This is a genomic window from Jannaschia sp. GRR-S6-38 (assembly GCF_029853695.1).
Lineage (GTDB): Bacteria > Pseudomonadota > Alphaproteobacteria > Rhodobacterales > Rhodobacteraceae > Jannaschia > Jannaschia ovalis.
This window is the reverse complement of the sequence record NZ_CP122537.1, coordinates 1,126,418-1,146,100: the sequence shown is the minus strand read 5'-3', so window position 1 is coordinate 1,146,100 and position 19,683 is coordinate 1,126,418. Positions and strand designations below refer to the sequence as shown.

Sequence of the window (19,683 nt, the reverse complement as noted above, 5' to 3'; positions counted from 1 at the left end):
ACGCCACGACCCCGGCGCATGGGATGATGAGAGGGGTCGGCGGCAATGGGGCCGCCAAGCAACGACGCACTGGCAGGGGCCAGAGAGCGTCAGACAGGATGACACATGTTCAACATCGTTAAGAAAGAGATGGAGTGGGGACACGACACCCTCACCCTGGAGACGGGCAAGATCGCCCGTCAGGCCGACGGCTGCGTGATCGCCACTTATGGCGAGACCTCCGTGATGGCCGCCGTCACCTATGCCAAGCAGCCGAAGCCCGGTCAGGACTTCTTCCCGCTGACGGTCCACTACAACGAGAAATACTACGCCGCGGGCAAGGTTCCCGGCGGCTTCTTCAAGCGCGAGGCGCGGCCCACCGAGAAAGAGACGCTGACCTCGCGTCTGATCGACCGGCCGATCCGCCCGCTCTTCGTCGAGGGCTTCAAGAACGAGGTGCTGGTGATCTGCACCGTTCTGTCCCACGACCTCGAGAACGATCCCGATATCGTCGCCATGATCGCGGCCTCCGCCGCGCTGACGATCTCGGGCGCGCCCTTCATGGGCCCGATCGCGGGCGCCCGCGTGGGCTTCGTGGACGGCGAATACGTGCTGAACCCCTCGGTCGACGACATGCAGGGCCTGCGCGCCAATCCCGAGCAGCGCCTCGATCTGGTCGTCGCCGGCACCAAGGACGCCGTTATGATGGTCGAGTCGGAGGCCTATGAGCTGTCCGAGGCCGAGATGCTGGGCGCGGTGAAGTTCGGCCACGAGCAGATGCAGCCCGTGATCGACCTGATCGTCGACCTGGCCGAGGACGCCGCGAAGGAGCCCTTCGACTACCAGGCGCCCGACTATTCGGCGATCCTGGCCCGCGTGACCGAGCTGGGCGAGCAGAAGATGCGCGACGCCTACGCGATCACCGACAAGCAGGAGCGCACCGCCGCCGTCTCCGCCGCCAAGGAGGCCATCAAGGCCGAGCTGTCGGAGGAGGAGCTAGAGGATCCGAACCTGGGCACCGCGCTCAAGAAGCTCGAATCCAAGGTTCTGCGCGGCGACGTGGTGAAGAACGGCAAGCGGATCGACGGGCGCGCCCTCGACACCGTGCGGCCGATCGACTGCCAGGTCGGCATCCTGCCCCGCACGCATGGCTCGGCGCTGTTCACCCGCGGCGAGACCCAGGGCCTGATCGTTACCACGCTGGGCACCGGCGACGACGAGCAGATCATCGACGCGCTGCACGGCAATTTCCGCTCGAACTTCCTGCTGCACTACAACTTCCCGCCCTATTCGGTCGGCGAAGTGGGGCGCTTCGGACCTCCGGGCCGGCGCGAGATCGGCCACGGCAAGCTGGCCTGGCGCGCGCTCCAGGCGGTGCTGCCCACGGCGACGGATTTCCCCTACACGATCCGTCTCGTCTCCGAGATCACCGAGTCCAACGGCTCCTCCTCGATGGCCACCGTTTGCGGTGCGTCGCTGTCGATGATGGATGCGGCCGTGCCGCTGAAGGCCCCCGTGGCCGGCGTGGCGATGGGCCTCGTGCTGGAGGAGGACGGCGACTACGCGGTGCTGACCGACATCCTGGGCGACGAGGATCATCTCGGCGACATGGACTTCAAGGTGGCGGGCACCGAGGACGGCATCACGTCGCTGCAGATGGACATCAAGGTTGCGGGCATCACGCCCGAGATCATGGAGACCGCCCTGGCGCAGGCCAAGGACGGCCGGATCCACATCCTCGGCGAGATGTCCAAGGCGCTGTCGGCCGGCCGGTCCGAGTTCTCGGCCCACGCCCCGCGCATCGAGACGATGCAGATCCCCACGGACAAGATCCGGGAGGTCATCGGCTCGGGCGGCAAGGTCATCCGCGAGATCGTGGAAACCTCGGGCGCCAAGGTCGACATCAACGATGACGGCATCATCAAGATTGCCTCGCCCAACGGCGATGCCATCCAGAAGGCCTACGACATGATCCACTCGATCGTGGCGGAGCCGGAAGAGGGCAAGGTCTACAAGGGCAAGGTCGTGAAGATCGTCGATTTCGGCGCCTTCGTGAACTTCTTCGGCAAGCGCGACGGCCTGGTCCACGTGTCCCAGATCGAGAACCGCCGCCTGAACCATCCTTCGGACGTTCTGAAGGAGGGCCAGGAGGTCTGGGTCAAGCTTCTGGGCTTCGACGATCGCGGCAAGGTCCGGCTGGCCATGAAGATGGTCAACCAGGAGACCGGCGAGGAAATGGCGAAGGAAGACGCCGAGTAAGGCGTCCGTCCTTCGGGCCACAGGGGGCCCCGGCAGCAATGCCGGGGCCCTTTTTCGTGGACCCGTGCGCCTCGGGCCGGGCCGTCACGGAACCGATACAGGGCCGGGCTAGCGTCCGGCCAAGGCCGATTCCCCGTCGGCCCCCCTCCGGTGCGGCGGTCTTCCCCGCTTGTACGCCGCGCCCGGTCCGGACCCGTGTCGTTCGCCCGGACCGCCGGGGCCCTGCCGCGCGGCGGGGCCCCGCTCTTTCCCTCCGCCCCGCGAGGCGCTACCTCCGCCCTCATCCGAGGGAGGGAGAGCCATGGAACTCAACGTCTATCTGGCCGGCGAAATCCACACCGACTGGCGCGAGACGATCCGCGCCGGGGCCGCGCATCTGCCGGTGACCTTCACCGCCCCGGTAACCGATCACGCCGCCTCCGACGATTGCGGCGTGGCGATCCTGGGCGCCGAGGACGACAAGGTCTGGCACGACCGCAAGGGCGCGCAGGTCAACGCGATCCGCACCCGGAAGGCCATCGCCGACGCGGATGTCGTGGTCGTGCGCTTCGGCGACAAGTACAAGCAATGGAACGCGGCCTTCGACGCGGGGCAGGCGGCGGCGCTGGGCAAGGCGCTCATCGTGCAGCACGCGCCGGAGCACGCGCATCCCCTGAAGGAAATCGACGCCGCCGCGCTGGCCGTCTGCGAGACGCCCGAGCAGGTGGTGCAGGTTCTGGACTACGTCCTGACGGGCGCGCTGCCGCGTTAAGTTCACGTAAAGTTCTGCCCGGCTAGCGTCCCCTTCATGATGAACCGATTCGAGATCGCCGTGCTGGTCGCCGCACTGACCTTCTTCGCCGCCGCCGCAAGCTGGGCGACGGCGATGGGCTGACGCATCAGCCTTCGCGCGGGGGTGTCTTCATGCCGATCTTCACCGCCGGGCGGCCCATGAATCGGTCGAGGTAATCCTGCAATCCGGGGTAGTCGGCCCAGCCGACGATCTCCCGCGCCTCGTAGAAATTCAGCGCGTTCAGCCAAGGCGCGATCGCGATATCGGCGGCGCTGAACTCGTCCGCGATCCAGTCGCGATCCGCCAGCTCGCCCGCCACGACCGACAGCAGCCGCTTCGCCTCGTCCACGTAACGCTGGCGCGGGCGCGGATCCTCGATCGCCTTGCCGCCCATCTTCACGAAGTAGCCCAGCTGGCCCAGCATCGGGCCCAGCCCGCCCATCTGCCACATGATCCATTGCGTGACATGCGCCTTCGCCGCGGCGTCCCGGCCCATCAGCCGGCCGGTCTTCTCGCCCAGATAGAGCAGGATCGCCCCGCTCTCGAAGAGGCCGATGGGCCGCCCGCCCGGCCCGTCCGGGTCGATGATCGCAGGGATCTTGTTGTTGGGGTTGAGCGACAGGAAGGCGTCGGATTTCACGTCGTCATCCGACAGCGTGACGCGATGCACCTCGTAGGGCAGGCCGGTCTCCTCCAGCATGATCGAGGCCTTCACCCCGTTCGGTGTCGGGAAGCTGAAGAGCTGGAGCTTGGACGGGTCCTGCGGCACCCAGCGGCGGGTGATCGGAAAGGCGGAAAGATCGGCCATGCGGGGCCTCCTGTCATTAACATCGGGACCAGAGGTAATCCGAGGGGCGCCGAACAAAACGGGTGACTTCCGTGCGCCGATCGCCAATCAAGCCTGCGGGGCATGACGCAGGGTCAGCCGCGCTGCTCCGTCGAGCCATTCAAGAGGGACGAAATGATAAACGAGTTCAAGGACTTCATCGCCAAGGGCAATGTCATGGACATGGCCGTCGGCATCATCATCGGCGCCGCTTTCACCGCCATCGTCACGTCGCTTGTGGGCGACATCATCAACCCGGTCATCGCGCTTTTCACCGGCGGGATCGACTTCTCGGGCTGGTTCTACGTGCTGGGCGACGGCGAGTTCGCCTCGATCGAGGCCGCGACCGAGGCCGGCGTGCCGGTCTTCGCCGTGGGCCAGTTCATCATGGCGGTCATCAATTTCCTGATCATCGCCTTCGTGGTCTTCATGCTGGTCAAGATGGTCAACCGCATCAAGGCCGCTGCCGAGACCCCCGACGACGTCGCGCCCGAGGTGCCCACCGGCCCGTCGGAGCTGGACGTCCTGCTGGAGATCCGCGACAGCCTCAAGCGCGCCACCCCGGCGGAGTGACGCGCGGCGCCCGCCGCGACGCAGGCGGCGGGCGACCCCGCGCTCAGGCGGCCAGCACGTCCTCGGCCGGGACCGAGGGCAGGCCCAGCGCCTCGCCCACGGCGGCATAGGTCAGCTGCCCCGCATGCACGTTCAGCCCGGCCCGCAGATGCGGATCGGCCAGGCAGGCCGCGCGCCAGCCCTTGTCGGCCAGCGCCAGGAGGAAGGGCAGCGTCGCGTTGCCCAGCGCGATGGTCGAGGTGCGGGCCACCGCGCCCGGCATGTTGGCAACGCAGTAATGCATGATGCCATCGACCTCGTAGATCGGATCCTCGTGAGTGGTCGCCTTCGAGGTCTCGAAGCAGCCGCCCTGGTCGATCGCCACGTCGACGATCGCCGCGCCGGTCTTCATGCCTGAAAGCTGGTCGCGCTTGACCAGCTTCGGCGCGGCGGCGCCGGGCACCAGCACCGCGCCGATCACCATGTCGGCCTGGGCCACCAGCTCGGCGGTGTTGGTCGCGCTGGCATAGCGGGTGCGGAACACGCCGCCGAAGGTCTCGTCCAGGTGGCGCAGGCGCGGCAGCGAGCGGTCCAGCACGACCACGTCGGCCCCCATCCCCGCGGCCACGCGCGCGGCATGGGTGCCCACGACGCCGCCGCCGATGACCGCGACCTGCGCCGGGCCCACGCCCGGCACGCCGCCCATCAGCACGCCGCGCCCGCCATTGGCCTTCTGCAGGGTCCAGGCGCCCATCTGCGGGGCCAGCTTGCCCGCCACTTCGGACATCGGCGCCAAGAGCGGCAGCCCGCCCATCCGGTCGGTTACCGTCTCGTAGGCGATGCAGGTCGCCCCGCTCGCGATCAGGTCATGCGTCTGCGCCGGATCGGGCGCGAGATGCAGGTAGGTGAACAGGACCTGGCCGTCGCGCAGCATCTTGCGCTCGACGGCCTGCGGCTCCTTCACCTTCACGATCATGTCGGCCTGGGCGAAAACCGTGGCGGCGTCGGGCAGGATCGTCGCGCCGGTCGCGGCGTATTCGGCGTCCTCGAAGCCCGAACCGACGCCGGCGCCCGTCTCGACCACGACCTCGTGGCCATGGGCGATGGCCTCCGCCGCCGCGGCGGGGGTCAGCCCGACGCGAAATTCCTGGGGTTTGATTTCCTTGGGGCAACCGATGCGCATGAGACCCTCCCGTGTCCGCGTTTCCACAATCATAGCGCTGGCGCGGCGCATTTGCTTCGCTAAGATGGGCGCAGATCGGTCGCCTCACGCACATTTCGTGCGTTAGAACGGCAAAATTCGGGACGAGACAGCGCCATGACCCAGATCGACGCCACGGATGCCCGCCTCCTCGACCTCGTCCAGCGGGATTCGGAGCTGACGGCGGCGCAGCTCTCGGAGCGGCTGAACCTGTCGCCCTCGGCCTGTCACCGGAGGTTGCAGCGGCTCGAGCGGGCGGGCGTGATCCGCGGCCGCGTCGCGCTGCTGGACGCGCGGGCCATCGGGCGGCGCACCACCGCCTTCGTCGAGATCAGCCTGTCGAGCCAGGCCGACGAGATCCTCGACGCCTTCGAAGCCGCCGTCGCCGCGATCCCGGATGTGCTGGAATGCCACCTGATGACCGGCGCCTATGATTACCTGCTGAAGGTCGTGGCCCGTGACAGCGAGGATTTCGCCCGAGATCCATCGCGCCCATCTGGCCAGCCTGCCGGGCGTCGCGAAACTCCAGAGCAGCTTCGCGCTCAAGACCGTCAGCGCGACGACGGCGCTGCCGGTCGATATCGGCTGACCCCCGGGGCTAGAGCGCCCAGCCCAGCCCCGCGAAGACGAGGCCTCCGACGATCACGGCCTGGATCACATCCTTGCGCCAGACGCCCACGGCCAGCGTCACCGCCGCCGCGATCAGATGGGCCGCGTCGGGCTGCCCGCCCGTGGCGTCGGGCCAGACGACCAGCGGCGCGACCAGGCCCGGCAGCACCGCCACACCCGCATAGCGCAGATGCCGCAGCAGCCAGTCGGGCAGGGGCCGGTCGCCAACGAGGCCCAGGAAGACGAAACGCGTCAGATAGGTGCCGGCGCCCAGCCCGGCGATGATCAGCCAGACGGTCGCCTCGCTCATGACCGGCGCTCCACCTCGGCCCCGGCCATCATGGCCAGCGCGGCCGCGATCATCAGCCCCAGGTTCCACGGCACCCAGGCGAAGGCCAGCGCGGCCGCGACCGAGACCAGCGCCGCCGTCACATGCGCGGGCGTCTTCAGCATCGGTCCGACGAGCGCGAGGAAGGCCAGCGGCAGCGCGAAATCCAGCGACCAGCTTTCGGGGATGCGGCCTCCCAGCGCCGCGCCGATCCAGCTGGCGCCCACCCAGGCGGGAAAGACCGGCAGCGCCGTGCCCGCGAAAAACATCAGCTTGTCGCGCAGCGTCCAGGCCGGGCTGTCCTCGTAGGCGCTGACCGCCAGCGCATAGGTCTGGTCGACCAAGAGATAGCTCACCGCCGCCCGCTGCCAGAGCGCGGCCGATCCCAGATGCGGCACCATGGCCGCCGAATACATCACCATCCGCAGGTTCACCGCCAACGCGGCCAGCACGACGACCGCGGCCGGCACCCCCTCGGCGATCAGCTGGACCGCGGTGAATTGCGACGCGCCTGCGATGACGAGGACCGAGAAGCCCATGGCCTGCGCGACGGGCAGCCCGATCTCGGTCGCCAGCACGCCGAACAGCATGCCGAATGGCAGCATGATGACGATGAAGGGCAGGCCGCGCGCGACCCCGAGCCCGAAGGGCGAACGGCCTGACATCTCCTTGCATCCCTCCCGGCGGCGCGACAGGCTGCGGATTGCCCTGCAATGGAAGGTTCCGCAAGTGTCCCTCCGCACGCCCCCCACGCTGCGCATCGCGCCCGCGCCCGACGACCCGCGTCTGACCCGCGCGGTCACCGCGCGCGACGCGTCGGGCGCCGAGGTGGCGCTGCGCGTGGTCGAGGAGCGGCCGCTGACCATCTGGCTCAATTCCCGCGAGATCGTGACCGCCATGACCATCGGCGACCATCCCGAATGGTTGGCCCTGGGGTTTTTGTCGAACCAGGGGATGCTGAAGCCGTCGGAGGAGGTGACGGGCGTCGATTTCGACGCCGAGACCGAGACCGTCGTCGTGCGCACCGCCGTCGAGACCGATCACGAGGCGAAGCTCGCCCGCGCGACGCGGACCTCCGGCTGCGCGGTGGGCACGGTCTTCGGCGACATGATGGAGGGGTTGGGCGACCTGACGCTGCCGCCGCTGGCCTTGCGCGTCTCGGAACTGCGCGCGCTCAGCCAGGCGATCAACCGCACGCCGTCGCTCTATCTCGAGGCCGGCGCGATCCACGGCACCTGCCTGTGCCGCGGCGCCGAGCCGCTGGCCTATTTCGAGGATGTCGGCCGCCACAACGCGGTCGATAAGCTGGCGGGCTGGATGCGCGTCACCGGGACCGCGGCGGCGGACAAGACGCTCTACACCACGGGGCGGCTGACCTCGGAGATGGTCATCAAATGCGCGCTGATGGGCATCCCGGCGCTGGTCTCGCGCTCGGGCTTCACCGCCTGGGGCGTCGAGATCGCCGAGCGGGTCGGCCTGACCGTGATCGGCCGGCTGAAGGGCGAGCGTTTTCTCTGCGTGGCCGGGGCCGAGCGGCTGGTTTGGGACCTGCCGGACGGCGCGCCGTGATCCAGCCCGATGGCGTCATCCTCGCCGGCGGGCGGGCAACCCGGATGGGCGGCGGCGACAAGGGGCGGCTGGCGGTCGGCGGCACCGCGTTGATCGAGCGGGTGATCGCGCGGCTCGCGCCGCAGGTCGACCGCCTCGCGCTCAACGCCAATGGCGACCCGGCGCGCTGGGCGGATCTGGGCCTTCCGGTCCTGCCGGACGCGACCGAGGACCGGCCCGGCCCGCTGGCCGGCGTGCTCGCCGGGCTCGACTGGGCGGCGGCCGGGGGCTGTCCGCATATCGTGACCGCCGCCGCCGACACGCCCTTCCTGCCGCCTGACCTTGTGCCGCGGCTCTTGGCGGCCGCCTCGCCCGCGGGGCTCGCGCTCGCCGCCACGCGCGACGGCGACCGAACCTGGCCGCAGCCGGTCTTCGGCCTCTGGCCCACGGCGCTGCGCGACGATTTGTGCGCCGCGCTGGAGGACGGCACGCGCAAGGTGCTGCACTGGACCGACCGGCACGGCGCGGGGCTCGCGGTTTTCGAGACCGACCCGATCGACCCCTTCTTCAACGTGAACACGCCCGAGGACCTGGCGCGGGCGGAGGCGCTGGCATGCGGCTGATCGGGATCGTCGGGCACAAGAACGGCGGCAAGACCACCCTGACCGAGCGGCTGGTGGCCGAGATGACGTCGCGCGGGCTGACCGTCTCGACGCTCAAGCGCAGCCATCACGCGCTGGACCTGGACAGCCCCGGCACCGACAGCTTCCGTCACCGCGCGGCGGGCGCGCATCAGGTCGCGCTGGTCTCGGATGCGCGGCTGACGTTGATGGAGGAGCGCGCGGGGCTGAGCCTCGAGGACGCGCTGGCCCGGCTCGCGCCCTGCGACGTGGCCCTGGCCGAGGGCTGGAAGCGCGGCACGCATTTCCGCATCGAGGCCTGGCGTCCCGAGACCGGGGCGCAGCCCCTGGCTCAGACCGACGCGGGCATCGCCGCCGTCGCGGCCGGCGCGACCTCGATCCGCGCGATGGCGGCCTCGGGGCCCTGCGACGTCACCTGCCCGGTCTTCGACCTGAACGATGTCGCGGCGATCGCGGATTTCGTGTTGCGATGAGTTTCGAGTTGGTCATCGCCGCCGATTGGTCCGCCGCCGCCACGCCCACGGGTCGCCGGCCCCGCAAGGACGCGATCTGGGTCTGCGCCGATCGCGCCGGGTCGCGGGAGCTGCGGTACTTCCCGACCCGCGCCGCGGCGCTGGACTGGATCGGCGCGCTGTTGGCGGAGGGGCAGCGCACGCTGCTGGGCTTCGATTTCGCCATGGGCTTCCCGCCCGGCTTCGCGGCGGCCCTGACCGGCGAGGCGCGGGCGCTGGCGGTCTGGGACTGGCTGGCCGTGCATGTGACCGACGCGGCGGACAACGCGAACAACCGCTTCGAGCTGGCGCAGGTGATCAACCGGCGTTTCCCGGGGACCGGGCCATTCTGGGGCCGGCCGGCGGCGCTGGATCTGCCGGACCTGCCGGCGACCGACCGCGCGCGGGCGGCCCACGGCATGGCCGAGCGCCGCCAGGTCGAGGCGCGCGCACGGAACGCCAAGCCAGTTTGGCAGCTGGCCTATGCCGGCGCGGTCGGCTCGCAGACGCTGCTGGGGATGGCCGCCCTGTCGCGCTTGCGCCGCGCGCATCCCGACCTCGCCGTCTGGCCGCAGGAAACCGGCTTCGCCCGGCCCGAGGCCCGGATCGTGCTGGCCGAGATCTATCCGAGCCTCTTCGACGACAATGCACAGGACCACGCGATCAAGGACGCGCGCCAGGTGATGGCCGCGAGCGCCGCGCTCCGCGCCGCGCCCGGGGAGTGGTGGACCGCCCCCGCCGCGTTGCCCGACGCCGCGCGCATCGCGTCCGAGGAAGGCTGGATCCTGGGCGTCGGTCCGGACGGCCCCCTGCCGGTCGGCCGCGCGCCCGACGACTGCTTCGCCCTGCCGCCGGGGATCGACTGGACGCCGGTGGACGCGGCGCTGGCGACGCTACGCGAGGGCACCGCGCCGGTTACGGGTGTGGAGGTGGTGCCGGTCGAACGGGCCGCCGGCCGCATCCTCGCGGCCGACGCCGTGGCCCGCCGCGCCAACCCGCCCGCCGCCAACGCCGCCGTGGATGGCTGGGGCTTCTCCCATGCCACGCTCGGGCCCGGCCCGATCCCCGTCGCGCCGGGCCGGGCCGCCGCGGGGCAGCCGCATGTGGACCCGGTCCCGCCGGGCCGGGCTCTGCGCATCCTGACCGGCGCGGCGCTGCCGCCGGGCGTGGACACCGTCGCGCTGCAGGAGGACGCGGTGGAGGCGGCGGGGGCCGTGACGCTTCGCGCCATTCCGAAACCCGGGGCCAATACCCGCCGCGCGGGCGAGGATTTGGCGTCGGGGGACGTGCTGCTGCGGCAGGGCGCGGTCCTGCGCCCCTCGGATCTCGCGCTCGCCATCGCCGGCGGGCTGGCCGCGCTCGAGCTGCGCGCGCTGCTGCGCGTCGGCGTGCTGTCCACCGGCGACGAGATCGTCGCGCCGGGCGGCGAGGGGATCGCGGATGTGAACCGGCCGATGCTGCTGGCGATGCTGGCGGGCTGGGGCCTCGCCCCGGTCGATCTTGGCCGGGTCCGCGACGACCCCGCGGCGCTGGCCGCGCGGCTGGATGCGGCGGATGTCGACGCGCTCCTGACCTCGGGCGGCGCCAGCGCGGGGGCGGAGGATCACCTGTCCCGACTGATGCGCGCGCGCGGCACGGTGCAGCACTGGCGCATCGCGGTGAAGCCGGGGCGGCCCCTGATGCTGGGGCGCTGGAACGGCGTGCCGCTCTTCGGGCTGCCGGGCAACCCGGTCGCCGCCTTCACCTGCGCGGCGCTTTTCGCGCGGCCGGCGCTGCTGCGCCTCGCGGGGGCAGATTGGTCCGATCCGCCGCGCCGGCGGGTCCCGGCGGGCTTCGCCAAGCGCAAGAAGGCAGGGCGGCGCGAATACCTCCGCGCTCGCATCCGAGACGGTCGGGCCGAGATCTTCGCCTCCGAAGGCTCGGGCCGCGTGTCGGGCCTGTCCTGGGCGGAGGGCTTCGTGGAGCTGCCCGACGCCGCGCTCGAGATCGCCGAGGGCGATGCGGTCGACTACATCGCCTTCGCCGATCTGGGGATCGGCTGAGGGCCTAGCCCCGCGCTACCCCGTTCGCGCGGGCCACGAAATCGACCAGATGCGGGACATAATCCTCGGCCCCGCCGCCGCCCGTGTTCACCGCCAGCGCATAGCTGTTGCGCACCGCCGCCCCCACCGGGTTCGCCACCTGCACGCCGCCGGCCATCGCCGCCAGATAGGTCATGTCCTTGAGCGCGTTCGTCAGCGTGAACTTATGCGCCTCGCGATTGCCGTCCACCGCGTAGCCCCGGAAGGTCTGGTAGAACCCGCAATCGAGGCGGCTGCCCGAGATCACGCGGTCGAAGGTCTCGGTGCCGAGCCCCGTCCGCTCGGCCAGCGCCAGCGCCTCGGCGTAGATCGCGCCGTAGCCCATGGCGAGGAAGTTGTTGAGCAGCTTCATCTTGTGCCCCGCGCCGGTGGGCCCGACCCGCGCGATCGGCCCTGCCCAGGTCGCGATCACCGGCTCGATCCGCGCGAAGAGCGCGTCCGAGGCGCCGACCATCGCGGCCAGTTCCCCCGCCGCGGCCTGCACGGGCGTGCCGCCCAGCGGCGCGTCGGCCATGGCCATGCCCCGCGCCTCGAGCCGCGCGGCCAGCGCCTCGGTCGAGACCGGGTTCGAGGTCGAGCAGTCGATGACCACCGCGCCCGCGGGCAGATGGTCGATCAGGGCGTCGACGATCGCCTCGACCTGCGGCGAGCCCGGGGCGCAGATATGGACGATGTCGGAGGCGGCGGCGAGCTCGGCCAGGTCGGCGGCCTCGGTCGCGCCCTTCGCGACCAGATCCTCGACCGGGGCGCGGTTGCGATGGGCGATGACGGTGAGCGGATAGCCCGCGGCCAGGATATTGGCGGCCATGCCGTGACCCATCAGGCCGGTGCCGACGAAACCGATGCGTTCCATGTGGTGTCCTCCCTTTGCGGGCAGGGTTCCACAGCGCTGGGGGACTGGCCATCCCAAACCGCGGCCGGGTCGCAGGTGCTCGGAGTGAGCGCGAGCGCGCCGGTCAGCGCTTCGGGCGCAGCCGGATCACCACGTCGACCTTCGCGACCTCCATCCCCTCGGGGGCGGCGGGCAGGTCGACGATATGCAGCGCCTCGTGACCGGCATCGGAGAGCCGGCCCTCGTCCTCCCAGTAGAAATGCGGGTGGTCGTCGAGGCGGGTGTCGAAATAACTGCCGGTGCCGTCGACCGTGATCTCCTGCACAAGGCCGGCTTCGGTGAAGGCGCGCAGCGTGTTGTAGACCGTGGCCAGCGACACCTTCTCGCCCGCGCGGCGCACCGCGTCGTGCAGCGTCTCGGCGGTGACGTGACGGTTGCGCCCGTCTCCGACCAGCAGCGACGCCAGCAGGACGCGCTGGCGCGTCGGGCGCAGGTCGGCACGGGCCAGCCAGGCCTCGCCGCGCGCGCGTATCGTGTCGGGCATCTCGGTCATCTGGGGCAATATAGGTGGGCCGGTACCGGATTTTCAAACGGATTCGCCCCCTCGCGCAGGGTTGCAGGCTTGAAATATGCGGTGATAGACCGGCCCGGACCGGACCTTGGGGGCGTCATGAGCGAATTTCCGACCAGCTTCGACCGCGAAGATCTGTTGCGCTGCGCGCGGGGCGAGCTGTTCGGGCCGGGCAACGCCCAGCTGCCCGAGCCGCCGATGCTGATGATGGATCGGATCACCGATATCTCGGGCGATGGCGGGCTGCACGGCAAGGGCCACGTGGTCGCCGAGTTCGACATCACCCCCGACCTGTGGTTCTTCGACTGCCACTTCCCCGGCAACCCGATCATGCCCGGCTGCCTGGGCCTCGACGGGCTCTGGCAGCTCACGGGCTTCAACCTCGGCTGGCGCGGCTGGCAGGGGCGGGGCTACGCGCTCGGCGTTGGCGAGGTGAAGCTGACGGGCATGGTGCGGCCCGACCGCAAGATGCTGCGCTATTTCGTCGATTTCACCAAGGCGCTGCAGACCCGCCGCCTGACGATGGGCGTGGCCGACGGCCGGGTCGAGGCGGACGGCGAGGAGATCTACGTCGTCAAGGACATGAAGGTCGCGCTCAGCGAAAGCTGAGCCCGCCGCAAGGACATGGAGAGAGACATGATGCGTCGCGTCGTCATCACCGGGATCGGGATCGTCTCGCCCATCGGCAATACGCCCGACGAGGTCGAGGCGTCGCTGCGCGCGGGCCGCTCGGGCATCACCTTCTCGGAGAGCTATGCCGAGCACGGCTTCCGCAGCCAGATCCACGGCGTGCCCGACATCGTGCTCGAGGATCATATCGACAAGCGGCAGCTCCGTTTCATGGGGCCGGGCGCGGCCTATAACTACATCGCGATGGAACGCGCCATCGCCGATAGCGGACTGGAGCAGACCGACGTCTCGAACGAACGCACGGGCCTCGTGATGGGCTCGGGCGGGCCGTCCACCTCGAACTTCTTCACCGCCTTCGACACGGTCATCAACAAGGGCTCGCCCAAGCGCATGGGCCCGTTCATGGTGACGCGCTGCATGTCCTCGACCAACTCCGCCTGCCTGGCGACACCCTTCGGCATCAAGGGCGTGAACTACTCGATCACCTCGGCCTGCACGACCTCGCTGCACTGCATGGGCAACGGGGTCGAGCAGATCCAGTTCGGCAAGCAGGACATCGTCTTCGCCGGCGGCGGCGAGGAGGTGGACTGGACCCTGTCCTGCTTGTTCGACGCGATGGGCGCGATGTCGTCCAAGTACAACGACACGCCCGAGACGGCGAGCCGCCCCTACGACAAGACGCGCGACGGTTTCGTCATTGCCGGCGGCGCCGGTGTGGTCGTGCTGGAGGAGCGCGAGCGCGCGCTGGCCCGCGGCGCCAAGATCTACGGCGAGGTGACGGGCTACGGCGCGACCTCGGACGGCGCCGACATGGTCGCGCCCTCGGGCGAGGGCGGCGAGCGAGCGATGCGCCTCGCGCTGAGCCAGCTGCCAGAGGACCGCAAGATCGACTACGTGAACGCGCATGGCACCTCGACGCCGGTGGGCGACATCAAGGAGATCGTGGCGCTTCGCAACATCTTCGGCGCAGGCTCGACGCCGCCGGTGACCTCGACCAAGTCGATGACCGGGCACAGCCTCGGCGCGACCGGCGTGCAGGAGGCGATCTACTCGATGCTGATGATGAACAAGGGCTTCATCGCGCCCTCGATCAATGTCACCGAGCTGGACCCCGAGCTGGACTCGGCCGAGATCAACACCGAGCTGCGCGAGGGGGTCGAGATCGACTCGATCCTGTCGAATTCCTTCGGCTTCGGCGGCACGAACGGCACGGTCATCATTTCGAAACACAGGGATTGATCCATGGACATGCAGGGCAAGCGCGGACTGGTGATGGGCGTCGCCAACGACCGGTCCATCGCCTGGGGCATCGCGCGCGCCCTGCATGAGGCCGGCGCGCAGATCGCGCTCAGCTATCAGGGCGAGGCCTTCGGGAAGCGCGTCCTGCCCCTGGCCGAAAGCATCGGCGCCGAGGTGGTCGGCGATGTCGACGTGACCGATGACGCCTCGCTCGACGCTGCCTTCGCCAAGCTGGCCGAAGGCGGCCGGCTCGATTTCCTGATCCACGCGATCGCCTTTTCCGACAAGTCCGAGCTGACGGGGCGGTTCACGAATACGACGCGGGCCAATTTCCGGAATTCGCTCGATATTTCCTGCTACTCGCTGATCGAGGTCGCGCGGCGGGTCGCGCCGATGATGGCGGGCGACGGCACCATCCTGACCCTGACCTTCGAGGGCGCGCGCCGGGTCATGCCGCATTACAACGTGATGGGCGTGGCGAAGGCCGCGCTGGAGGCGTCGGTGCGCTATCTCGCCGCCGATCTGGGCCGCGACGGCATCCGGGTGAACGCCATCTCGCCCGGCCCGATGAAGACGCTCGCCGGCTCGGCCATCGGCGGCGCCCGGCGCACCTTCCGCCACGCCGAGGCGAATGCGCCGCTGGGCGCCAATGCCAATCTCGAGGCGATCGGCGGCACGGCGCTCTGGCTCTGCTCGCCCGCGGGCGCCTGCACGACGGGCGAGATCGTCCATGTCGATGGCGGCTTCCACGTGATGGGGATGCCGCGGCCCGACAATCTCGGCTGACCGGGCGGACGTTTCCGGGGCTGCCACAAAGCGGCCTTAAAACCCGTTCTTGTGACCTTTCAGGCGCGGACCGTGAAAAAAATGTCGCATCATCGTCACCGGGATTAAGGCGGACGCGGGATTTCGGGGTTAATTTAGGGTCAGACTTTCGTGTGCGGGGTGAAACGTGATGCGGACGCGGTTGCGCCGGTTCCTTTCCGAGGAGTTCGGCACGATAACAACGGATTGGGTGGTTCTGACCGCTGCGCTCCTGGGAACGGGTTGGGCCGTTCTCAGCACGGTGCAGGACGGCGTCGAGCATGCCTCGGTCCAGACCGCGGGCCAACTGCGCGGCTCCATTGTCAGCGCCTCATTTGGCTCCGAGCTCTGCCGCGGAGGGGTCGACGCCCTGCAGGAGCGCGAGGATTTCCGCGCGGAACATGGCGGCGGTGACCGGATCGATGTCGGCCGCTGGCTGGACGCGAACGGCGCCGAGCTGACCGACGGTGCGCTAATGGCCGAGCATGCCCGCCTCAGCGCCGACCTGCCCGACCTGGGCTGGACGCGGGCCTCGACGCTCGTCGCCACGATGGAATGCGCCATGGTGATCCGCGGTCTCGACTAGCCCCTGTGGCCATGCGACGGTGCCCGCGCTTTCCAACCGGGGACCTCCATGGCCATCGATACCTGCATCTTCGACGCCTACGGCACGCTGTTCGACGTCAACGCCGCCGCGCGCCAGGCCGCCGAGGATACGCCCGACCTGGCCGAGATCTGGCAGAAGCTTTCAGCCGACTGGCGCGACAAGCAGCTGCAATACACCTGGCTGCGGGCGATCACCGGCGACCATGTCGATTTCTGGCAGGTGACCGGCGACGGGCTCGACTGGGCGATGGAGGCGGCGGGGCTCGACGATCCGAAGCTGCGCGAACGCCTGATGCAGCTCTACTGGGAACTGGCCGCCTATCCCGAGGTGCCCGACATGCTCGGCGCGCTGAAGGATCAGGGCCGGGCCACGGGCATCCTGTCGAACGGCTCGCCCGAGATGCTGCAGGGCGCGGTCAGGTCCGCCGGGATCGGTCGGCTGCTCGACCACGTGCTGTCGGTCGAAAGCGTCGGCGTCTTCAAGCCCTCCTCCAAGGTCTACGACATGGTCGGCCGCGCCTTCGGCTGCGCGGCGGGCGACGTGCTGTTCGTCTCGGCCAATGGCTGGGACGCGGCCTCGGCCAAGTCCTATGGCTTCCGCGCCGTCTGGGTGAACCGCGCCGGCGCGCCGGTGGACCGCCTGCCCGGCCGGCCCGACCACGTGCTCTCCGATCTCTCGGGCCTGCCCGAACTGGTCGCCGGGCTCTGACATGCCGGAATTCAAGACCAGCGACGGGCTGCGGCTCTACTACGAGGACGAGGGCGAAAGCGACGGCAGCGCGCCGATCCTCTGCCTGTCCGGCCTGACCCGCAACGGGACCGATTTCGACTACGTGCTGCCCTACCTTCTGGGCGAGAACCGGGTGATCCGGCTGGACTATCGCGGCCGCGGCAGGTCGCAGCGCGCGCCCGACTGGCGCAGCTATACCATCCCGACCGAAGCGCGCGACGTGCTGGAGCTGCTGGCGCATCTGGGGCTCGACCGCGTGGCGATCCTCGGCACTTCGCGCGGCGGGCTGATCGCCATGGCGCTGTCGCTGATGGCGAAGGACAAGCTGGCGGGGGTGGCGCTCAACGATATCGGACCCGAGATCGCGCCCGAAGGGCTGGAGGTCATCAAGGATTTCATCGGCAAGAACCCTGAGGCGGCGACCTACGAGGCGGCCACCGCCCAGCGCGCCAGCCTGATGGCCGGGTTCGAGGGCGTCCCCGAAAGCCGCTGGCGCGAAGAGGTCGAGAAGCATTACCGCGAGACACCCGACGGGCTGGTGATCAATTACGACGCAAAGCTGCGCGACGCGGTGCTGGAGGCCGGCGCCCAGCCGGCGCCCGATCTCTGGCCGCTGTTCGACGGGTTGCAGGGGCTGCCGCTGGCCTGCATCCGCGGGGCGAACTCCGACCTTCTGAGCCGCGAGACGCTGGCCGAGATGCGCCGCCGCCGCCCCGACATGATCGTGGCCGAGGTGCCCGGCCGGGGCCACGTGCCCTTCCTCGACGAACCCGAGGCGCTGGAGGCGCTGAACGAATGGACGATGCTGCTCTAGAGGCGGTGACGCGCGCCGATATCGAGGCCGCCGCCGCGCGGCTCGCGGGCCATGCGGTCCGCACGCCGCTCATCTGGGCGCCGTCGCTCGACGCGGCCTTCGGGCGGCGGATCCGGGTCAAGGCGGAATGCCTGCAACTGACTGGCAGCTTCAAGTTCCGCGGGGCCTTCAACGCGGTCGCCCAGGCGACGGGCGACGTTGTAGCGCTGAGTTCGGGAAACCATGCGCAGGGCGTCGCGCTGGCCGCGCAGATGCTGGGGCGCCATGCGGTGATCGTCATGCCCGCCGACGCGCCGCGGGTGAAGATCGAGAACACGCGCGGCTATGGCGCGGAGGTGATGCTCTACGACCGCGCTACCGAAGACCGCGACGCGATCGGCGCGCGCCTCGCGACCGAGCGCGGGCTGGACCTGATCAGCCCCTTCGACGACCCCCGCGTGATCGCGGGGCAGGGCACCTGCGGGCTGGAAGTGGCGGAGGACCTGCCCGAAGGCATCGCCGAATTGCTGGTCTGTTGCGGCGGCGGCGGGCTGTCGGCGGGCTGCGCGCTGGCGCTCGAGGGCCGCGCCACGGTGCGTACGGTCGAGCCGGCGGGCTTCGACGACTACGTCCGCTCGCTCGCCGCCGGTCGCCGGGTCGAGAACGCGGCGCGCACCGGCTCGATCTGCGACGCGATCCTTTCGCCGCGGCCGGGCGCGCTGACCTTCCCGATCCTGCAACGGCTGGCCGGGCCGGGCATGGTCGTGACCGACGCGGAGGCGCTGCGCGCGATGCGGCTCGCGTTCGAGCATCTGCGCATCGTGCTGGAACCCGGCGGCGCCGTGGCGCTGGCCGCGGCGCTCTTCCACCACGAGGGCGACGTGGCGGTGACGGCCTCGGGCGGCAATGTCGACGCGGCGATGTTCGCCCGGGCGCTGAAGGCGGACTAATCCCGGGCGGCCGGCGCGTCGCCCGGGTCGGGCGTGCGCCGCATGAACAGAAGAAAGCTCACCACCATCAGCGCGAAGGCCACGAGGAAGGGCGCGCCGGGGAAATGCCGCTCGCCCTCGGTCGCGAGGCTGAAGACCCGCGTCATCAGGATCGGCGAGACGATCGCCGCCACCGCCGTGATCGAGGCCAGCACGCCCTGCAATTCGCCCTGCTGGTCCTCGTCGGCCACGCGCGAGGCGAGGCCCTGCAGGGCCGGGGCCACGATCGCGCCCAGCGCCGAAAGCGGCGTCAGCAGGAGCATTGTCAGGCCGTTGGGCACGAAGGCCACCGCCATCAGGATCGCGGCGTTGTAGGGCAGGAACCAGCGCAGCGTTCGCCCCTCGCCCAGCCGCGGCACGATCAGGCGGATCAGCCCGCCCTGCACCACCACCATCGAGATCCCGTAGGCGGCCAGCGACAGCCCCACCATCCGCGCGTCCCAGCCGAAGGCCGACTGCGTGAAATAGGCCCAGACCGCCGGATAGACCCAGTTGGCGATCTGGTAGAAGAACCAGACGACCATCAGCGCGCCGAGGCCGGGCAATTGGCCGATGGCCCTGAGGCCCCCCAGCGGGTTGGCGCGCCGCCAATCGAAGGCGCGCGGGCGGCGCATCGTCTCGGGGAGCACCACCAGCCCCAGCGCGAGGTTCGCCCCCGACAGGATCGCCGCCGCCCAGAAAGGCGCGCGCGGGCCCCATTCGGAGAGCAGCCCGCCGATCACCGGGCCCAGCACGAAGCCCGCCCCGAACCCCGCCGAGATCAGGCCGAAATTCTGCGCTTTCTTCTTGGGGTCCGAGATGTCGGCCATGAAGGCGTTGGCGGTGGCCATGGTCGCCGCCGCGATCCCGGCGATGATCCGCCCCAGAAGCAGCAGCCAGATCGAGCCGGCCAGCGCCATGATGATGTAGTCGACGAACAGCACCGCCATCGAGGCCAGCAGCACCGGGCGCCGTCCGAACCGATCCGACACGTTGCCGATCGTGGGCGAGAACAGGAACTGCATCAGCGCGTAGACCGAGCTGAGCACCCCGCCCCAGAGCGCCGCCTGCGCGAGGTCGGCGCCCTGTATCTCGCGCAGCAGGTCCGGCATCACGGGCAGGATCAGGCCGATCCCCATCGCTTCGATCACGATGGTCGCGACGATGAAGATCACGGGGAAGGTGCGGGCGCGGGGCGCCGGGATGTCGGTCATCGCGCCAGC

22 protein-coding genes and 1 pseudogene are annotated in these 19,683 nt (G+C 70.1%); 15 read left to right on the top strand and 8 right to left on the bottom strand.

The features are described from left to right. Positions 1-105: 105 nt before the first annotated feature. Positions 106-2,238: a polyribonucleotide nucleotidyltransferase gene (gene pnp / locus P8627_RS05920; RefSeq protein ID WP_279966739.1), complete on the top strand. Its 2,133-nt coding sequence runs from the start codon at positions 106-108 to the stop codon at positions 2,236-2,238. Positions 2,239-2,539: 301 nt separating this feature from the next. Further along, positions 2,540-2,989: a YtoQ family protein gene (locus tag P8627_RS05915; protein WP_279966737.1), complete on the top strand. Its 450-nt coding sequence runs from the start codon at positions 2,540-2,542 to the stop codon at positions 2,987-2,989. Positions 2,990-2,991: 2 nt separating this feature from the next. Here the strand turns inward: P8627_RS05915 and P8627_RS05910 are convergent, their stop codons facing one another. Then, the gene (locus P8627_RS05910) at positions 2,992-3,117 is read right to left on the bottom strand and encodes a hypothetical protein (protein ID WP_279966735.1); all 126 of its coding nucleotides are present in this window, start codon (positions 3,115-3,117) and stop codon (positions 2,992-2,994) included. Next, positions 3,117-3,818: a glutathione S-transferase family protein gene (locus tag P8627_RS05905; protein WP_279966734.1), complete on the bottom strand. Its 702-nt coding sequence runs from the start codon at positions 3,816-3,818 to the stop codon at positions 3,117-3,119. Before P8627_RS05905 ends, P8627_RS05910 begins: the two co-directional genes overlap by 1 nt. Before the next feature lie 153 nt (positions 3,819-3,971). Between P8627_RS05905 and mscL the strand changes: the two genes are divergently transcribed. Next, positions 3,972-4,409, top strand: coding sequence for a large conductance mechanosensitive channel protein MscL (gene mscL, locus P8627_RS05900; protein WP_279966733.1), 438 nt, complete (start codon positions 3,972-3,974; stop codon positions 4,407-4,409). A gap of 43 nt (positions 4,410-4,452) precedes the next feature. Here the strand turns inward: mscL and ald are convergent, their stop codons facing one another. Next, positions 4,453-5,571, bottom strand: a complete 1,119-nt coding sequence (gene ald / locus P8627_RS05895) for an alanine dehydrogenase (RefSeq protein WP_279966731.1) — start codon at positions 5,569-5,571, stop codon at positions 4,453-4,455. Positions 5,572-5,706: 135 nt separating this feature from the next. Between ald and P8627_RS05890 the strand changes: the two are divergent. Next, positions 5,707-6,178, top strand: a pseudogene (locus P8627_RS05890) (Lrp/AsnC family transcriptional regulator). A gap of 9 nt (positions 6,179-6,187) precedes the next feature. Here P8627_RS05890 and P8627_RS05885 read toward each other — a convergent pair. Then, positions 6,188-6,508: an AzlD domain-containing protein gene (locus P8627_RS05885; protein ID WP_279966730.1), complete on the bottom strand. Its 321-nt coding sequence runs from the start codon at positions 6,506-6,508 to the stop codon at positions 6,188-6,190. Then, positions 6,505-7,191 (bottom strand): AzlC family ABC transporter permease, encoded by a 687-nt coding sequence (locus tag P8627_RS05880; protein ID WP_279966728.1) that lies wholly within the window; start codon positions 7,189-7,191, stop codon positions 6,505-6,507. The genes P8627_RS05885 and P8627_RS05880 overlap by 4 nt, the downstream gene beginning before the upstream one ends. 64 nt (positions 7,192-7,255) lie before the next feature. Here P8627_RS05880 and P8627_RS05875 point away from each other — a divergent pair, with 64 nt between their 5' ends. Genes P8627_RS05875 through P8627_RS05860 form a run of 4 tightly spaced genes read left to right on the top strand, consistent with a single transcriptional unit; the run spans position 7,256 to position 11,248 of the window. Beyond that, on the top strand, positions 7,256-8,095 hold the full coding sequence (locus P8627_RS05875) for a formate dehydrogenase accessory sulfurtransferase FdhD (protein ID WP_279966727.1): 840 nt from the start codon (positions 7,256-7,258) through the stop codon (positions 8,093-8,095). Then, positions 8,092-8,697 carry a molybdenum cofactor guanylyltransferase MobA gene (mobA, locus tag P8627_RS05870; RefSeq protein ID WP_279966726.1) on the top strand — a complete coding sequence of 202 codons (606 nt, stop codon included), beginning with the start codon at positions 8,092-8,094 and terminating at the stop codon, positions 8,695-8,697. Before P8627_RS05875 ends, mobA begins: the two co-directional genes overlap by 4 nt. Continuing rightward, on the top strand, positions 8,688-9,188 hold the full coding sequence (mobB, locus tag P8627_RS05865) for a molybdopterin-guanine dinucleotide biosynthesis protein B (RefSeq protein ID WP_279966725.1): 501 nt from the start codon (positions 8,688-8,690) through the stop codon (positions 9,186-9,188). The genes mobA and mobB overlap by 10 nt, the downstream gene beginning before the upstream one ends. After that, entirely contained in the window at positions 9,185-11,248 is a 2,064-nt protein-coding gene (locus P8627_RS05860; RefSeq protein WP_279966723.1) for a molybdopterin-binding protein, read from the top strand. Before mobB ends, P8627_RS05860 begins: the two co-directional genes overlap by 4 nt. 4 nt (positions 11,249-11,252) lie before the next feature. On the opposite strand, the gene P8627_RS05855 is transcribed toward P8627_RS05860, so the two are convergent. Further along, the gene (locus P8627_RS05855) at positions 11,253-12,140 is read right to left on the bottom strand and encodes an NAD(P)-dependent oxidoreductase (protein WP_279966721.1); all 888 of its coding nucleotides are present in this window, start codon (positions 12,138-12,140) and stop codon (positions 11,253-11,255) included. A 103-nt stretch (positions 12,141-12,243) separates the two neighbouring features. Beyond that, positions 12,244-12,663, bottom strand: coding sequence for an iron response transcriptional regulator IrrA (gene irrA / locus P8627_RS05850; protein WP_407932976.1), 420 nt, complete (start codon positions 12,661-12,663; stop codon positions 12,244-12,246). 126 nt (positions 12,664-12,789) lie between these two features. Here irrA and fabA point away from each other — a divergent pair, with 126 nt between their 5' ends. From fabA to P8627_RS05815, 7 genes are all read left to right on the top strand, one after another. Then, positions 12,790-13,299, top strand: a complete 510-nt coding sequence (gene fabA / locus P8627_RS05845; protein WP_279966719.1) for a bifunctional 3-hydroxydecanoyl-ACP dehydratase/trans-2-decenoyl-ACP isomerase — start codon at positions 12,790-12,792, stop codon at positions 13,297-13,299. A gap of 30 nt (positions 13,300-13,329) precedes the next feature. After that, positions 13,330-14,559, top strand: coding sequence for a beta-ketoacyl-ACP synthase I (gene fabB / locus P8627_RS05840; RefSeq protein WP_279967410.1), 1,230 nt, complete (start codon positions 13,330-13,332; stop codon positions 14,557-14,559). A 9-nt stretch (positions 14,560-14,568) separates the two neighbouring features. Further along, positions 14,569-15,345: an enoyl-ACP reductase FabI gene (locus tag P8627_RS05835; RefSeq protein WP_279967409.1), complete on the top strand. Its 777-nt coding sequence runs from the start codon at positions 14,569-14,571 to the stop codon at positions 15,343-15,345. Between the two features lie 169 nt (positions 15,346-15,514). Then, complete coding sequence (locus P8627_RS05830; protein WP_279966718.1) at positions 15,515-15,949, top strand: hypothetical protein; 435 nt, start codon at positions 15,515-15,517, stop codon at positions 15,947-15,949. A gap of 48 nt (positions 15,950-15,997) precedes the next feature. Then, complete coding sequence (locus P8627_RS05825; protein WP_279966717.1) at positions 15,998-16,678, top strand: haloacid dehalogenase type II; 681 nt, start codon at positions 15,998-16,000, stop codon at positions 16,676-16,678. Between the two features lies 1 nt (position 16,679). Further along, entirely contained in the window at positions 16,680-17,513 is an 834-nt protein-coding gene (locus P8627_RS05820) for an alpha/beta fold hydrolase (protein ID WP_279966716.1), read from the top strand. Continuing rightward, positions 17,495-18,442, top strand: coding sequence for a threonine ammonia-lyase (locus tag P8627_RS05815; protein ID WP_279966715.1), 948 nt, complete (start codon positions 17,495-17,497; stop codon positions 18,440-18,442). Before P8627_RS05820 ends, P8627_RS05815 begins: the two co-directional genes overlap by 19 nt. On the opposite strand, the gene P8627_RS05810 is transcribed toward P8627_RS05815, so the two are convergent. Further along, the gene (locus tag P8627_RS05810; RefSeq protein WP_279966714.1) at positions 18,439-19,674 is read right to left on the bottom strand and encodes a TCR/Tet family MFS transporter; all 1,236 of its coding nucleotides are present in this window, start codon (positions 19,672-19,674) and stop codon (positions 18,439-18,441) included. The genes P8627_RS05815 and P8627_RS05810 overlap by 4 nt on opposite strands. Between the last annotated feature and the right edge of the window lie 9 nt (positions 19,675-19,683).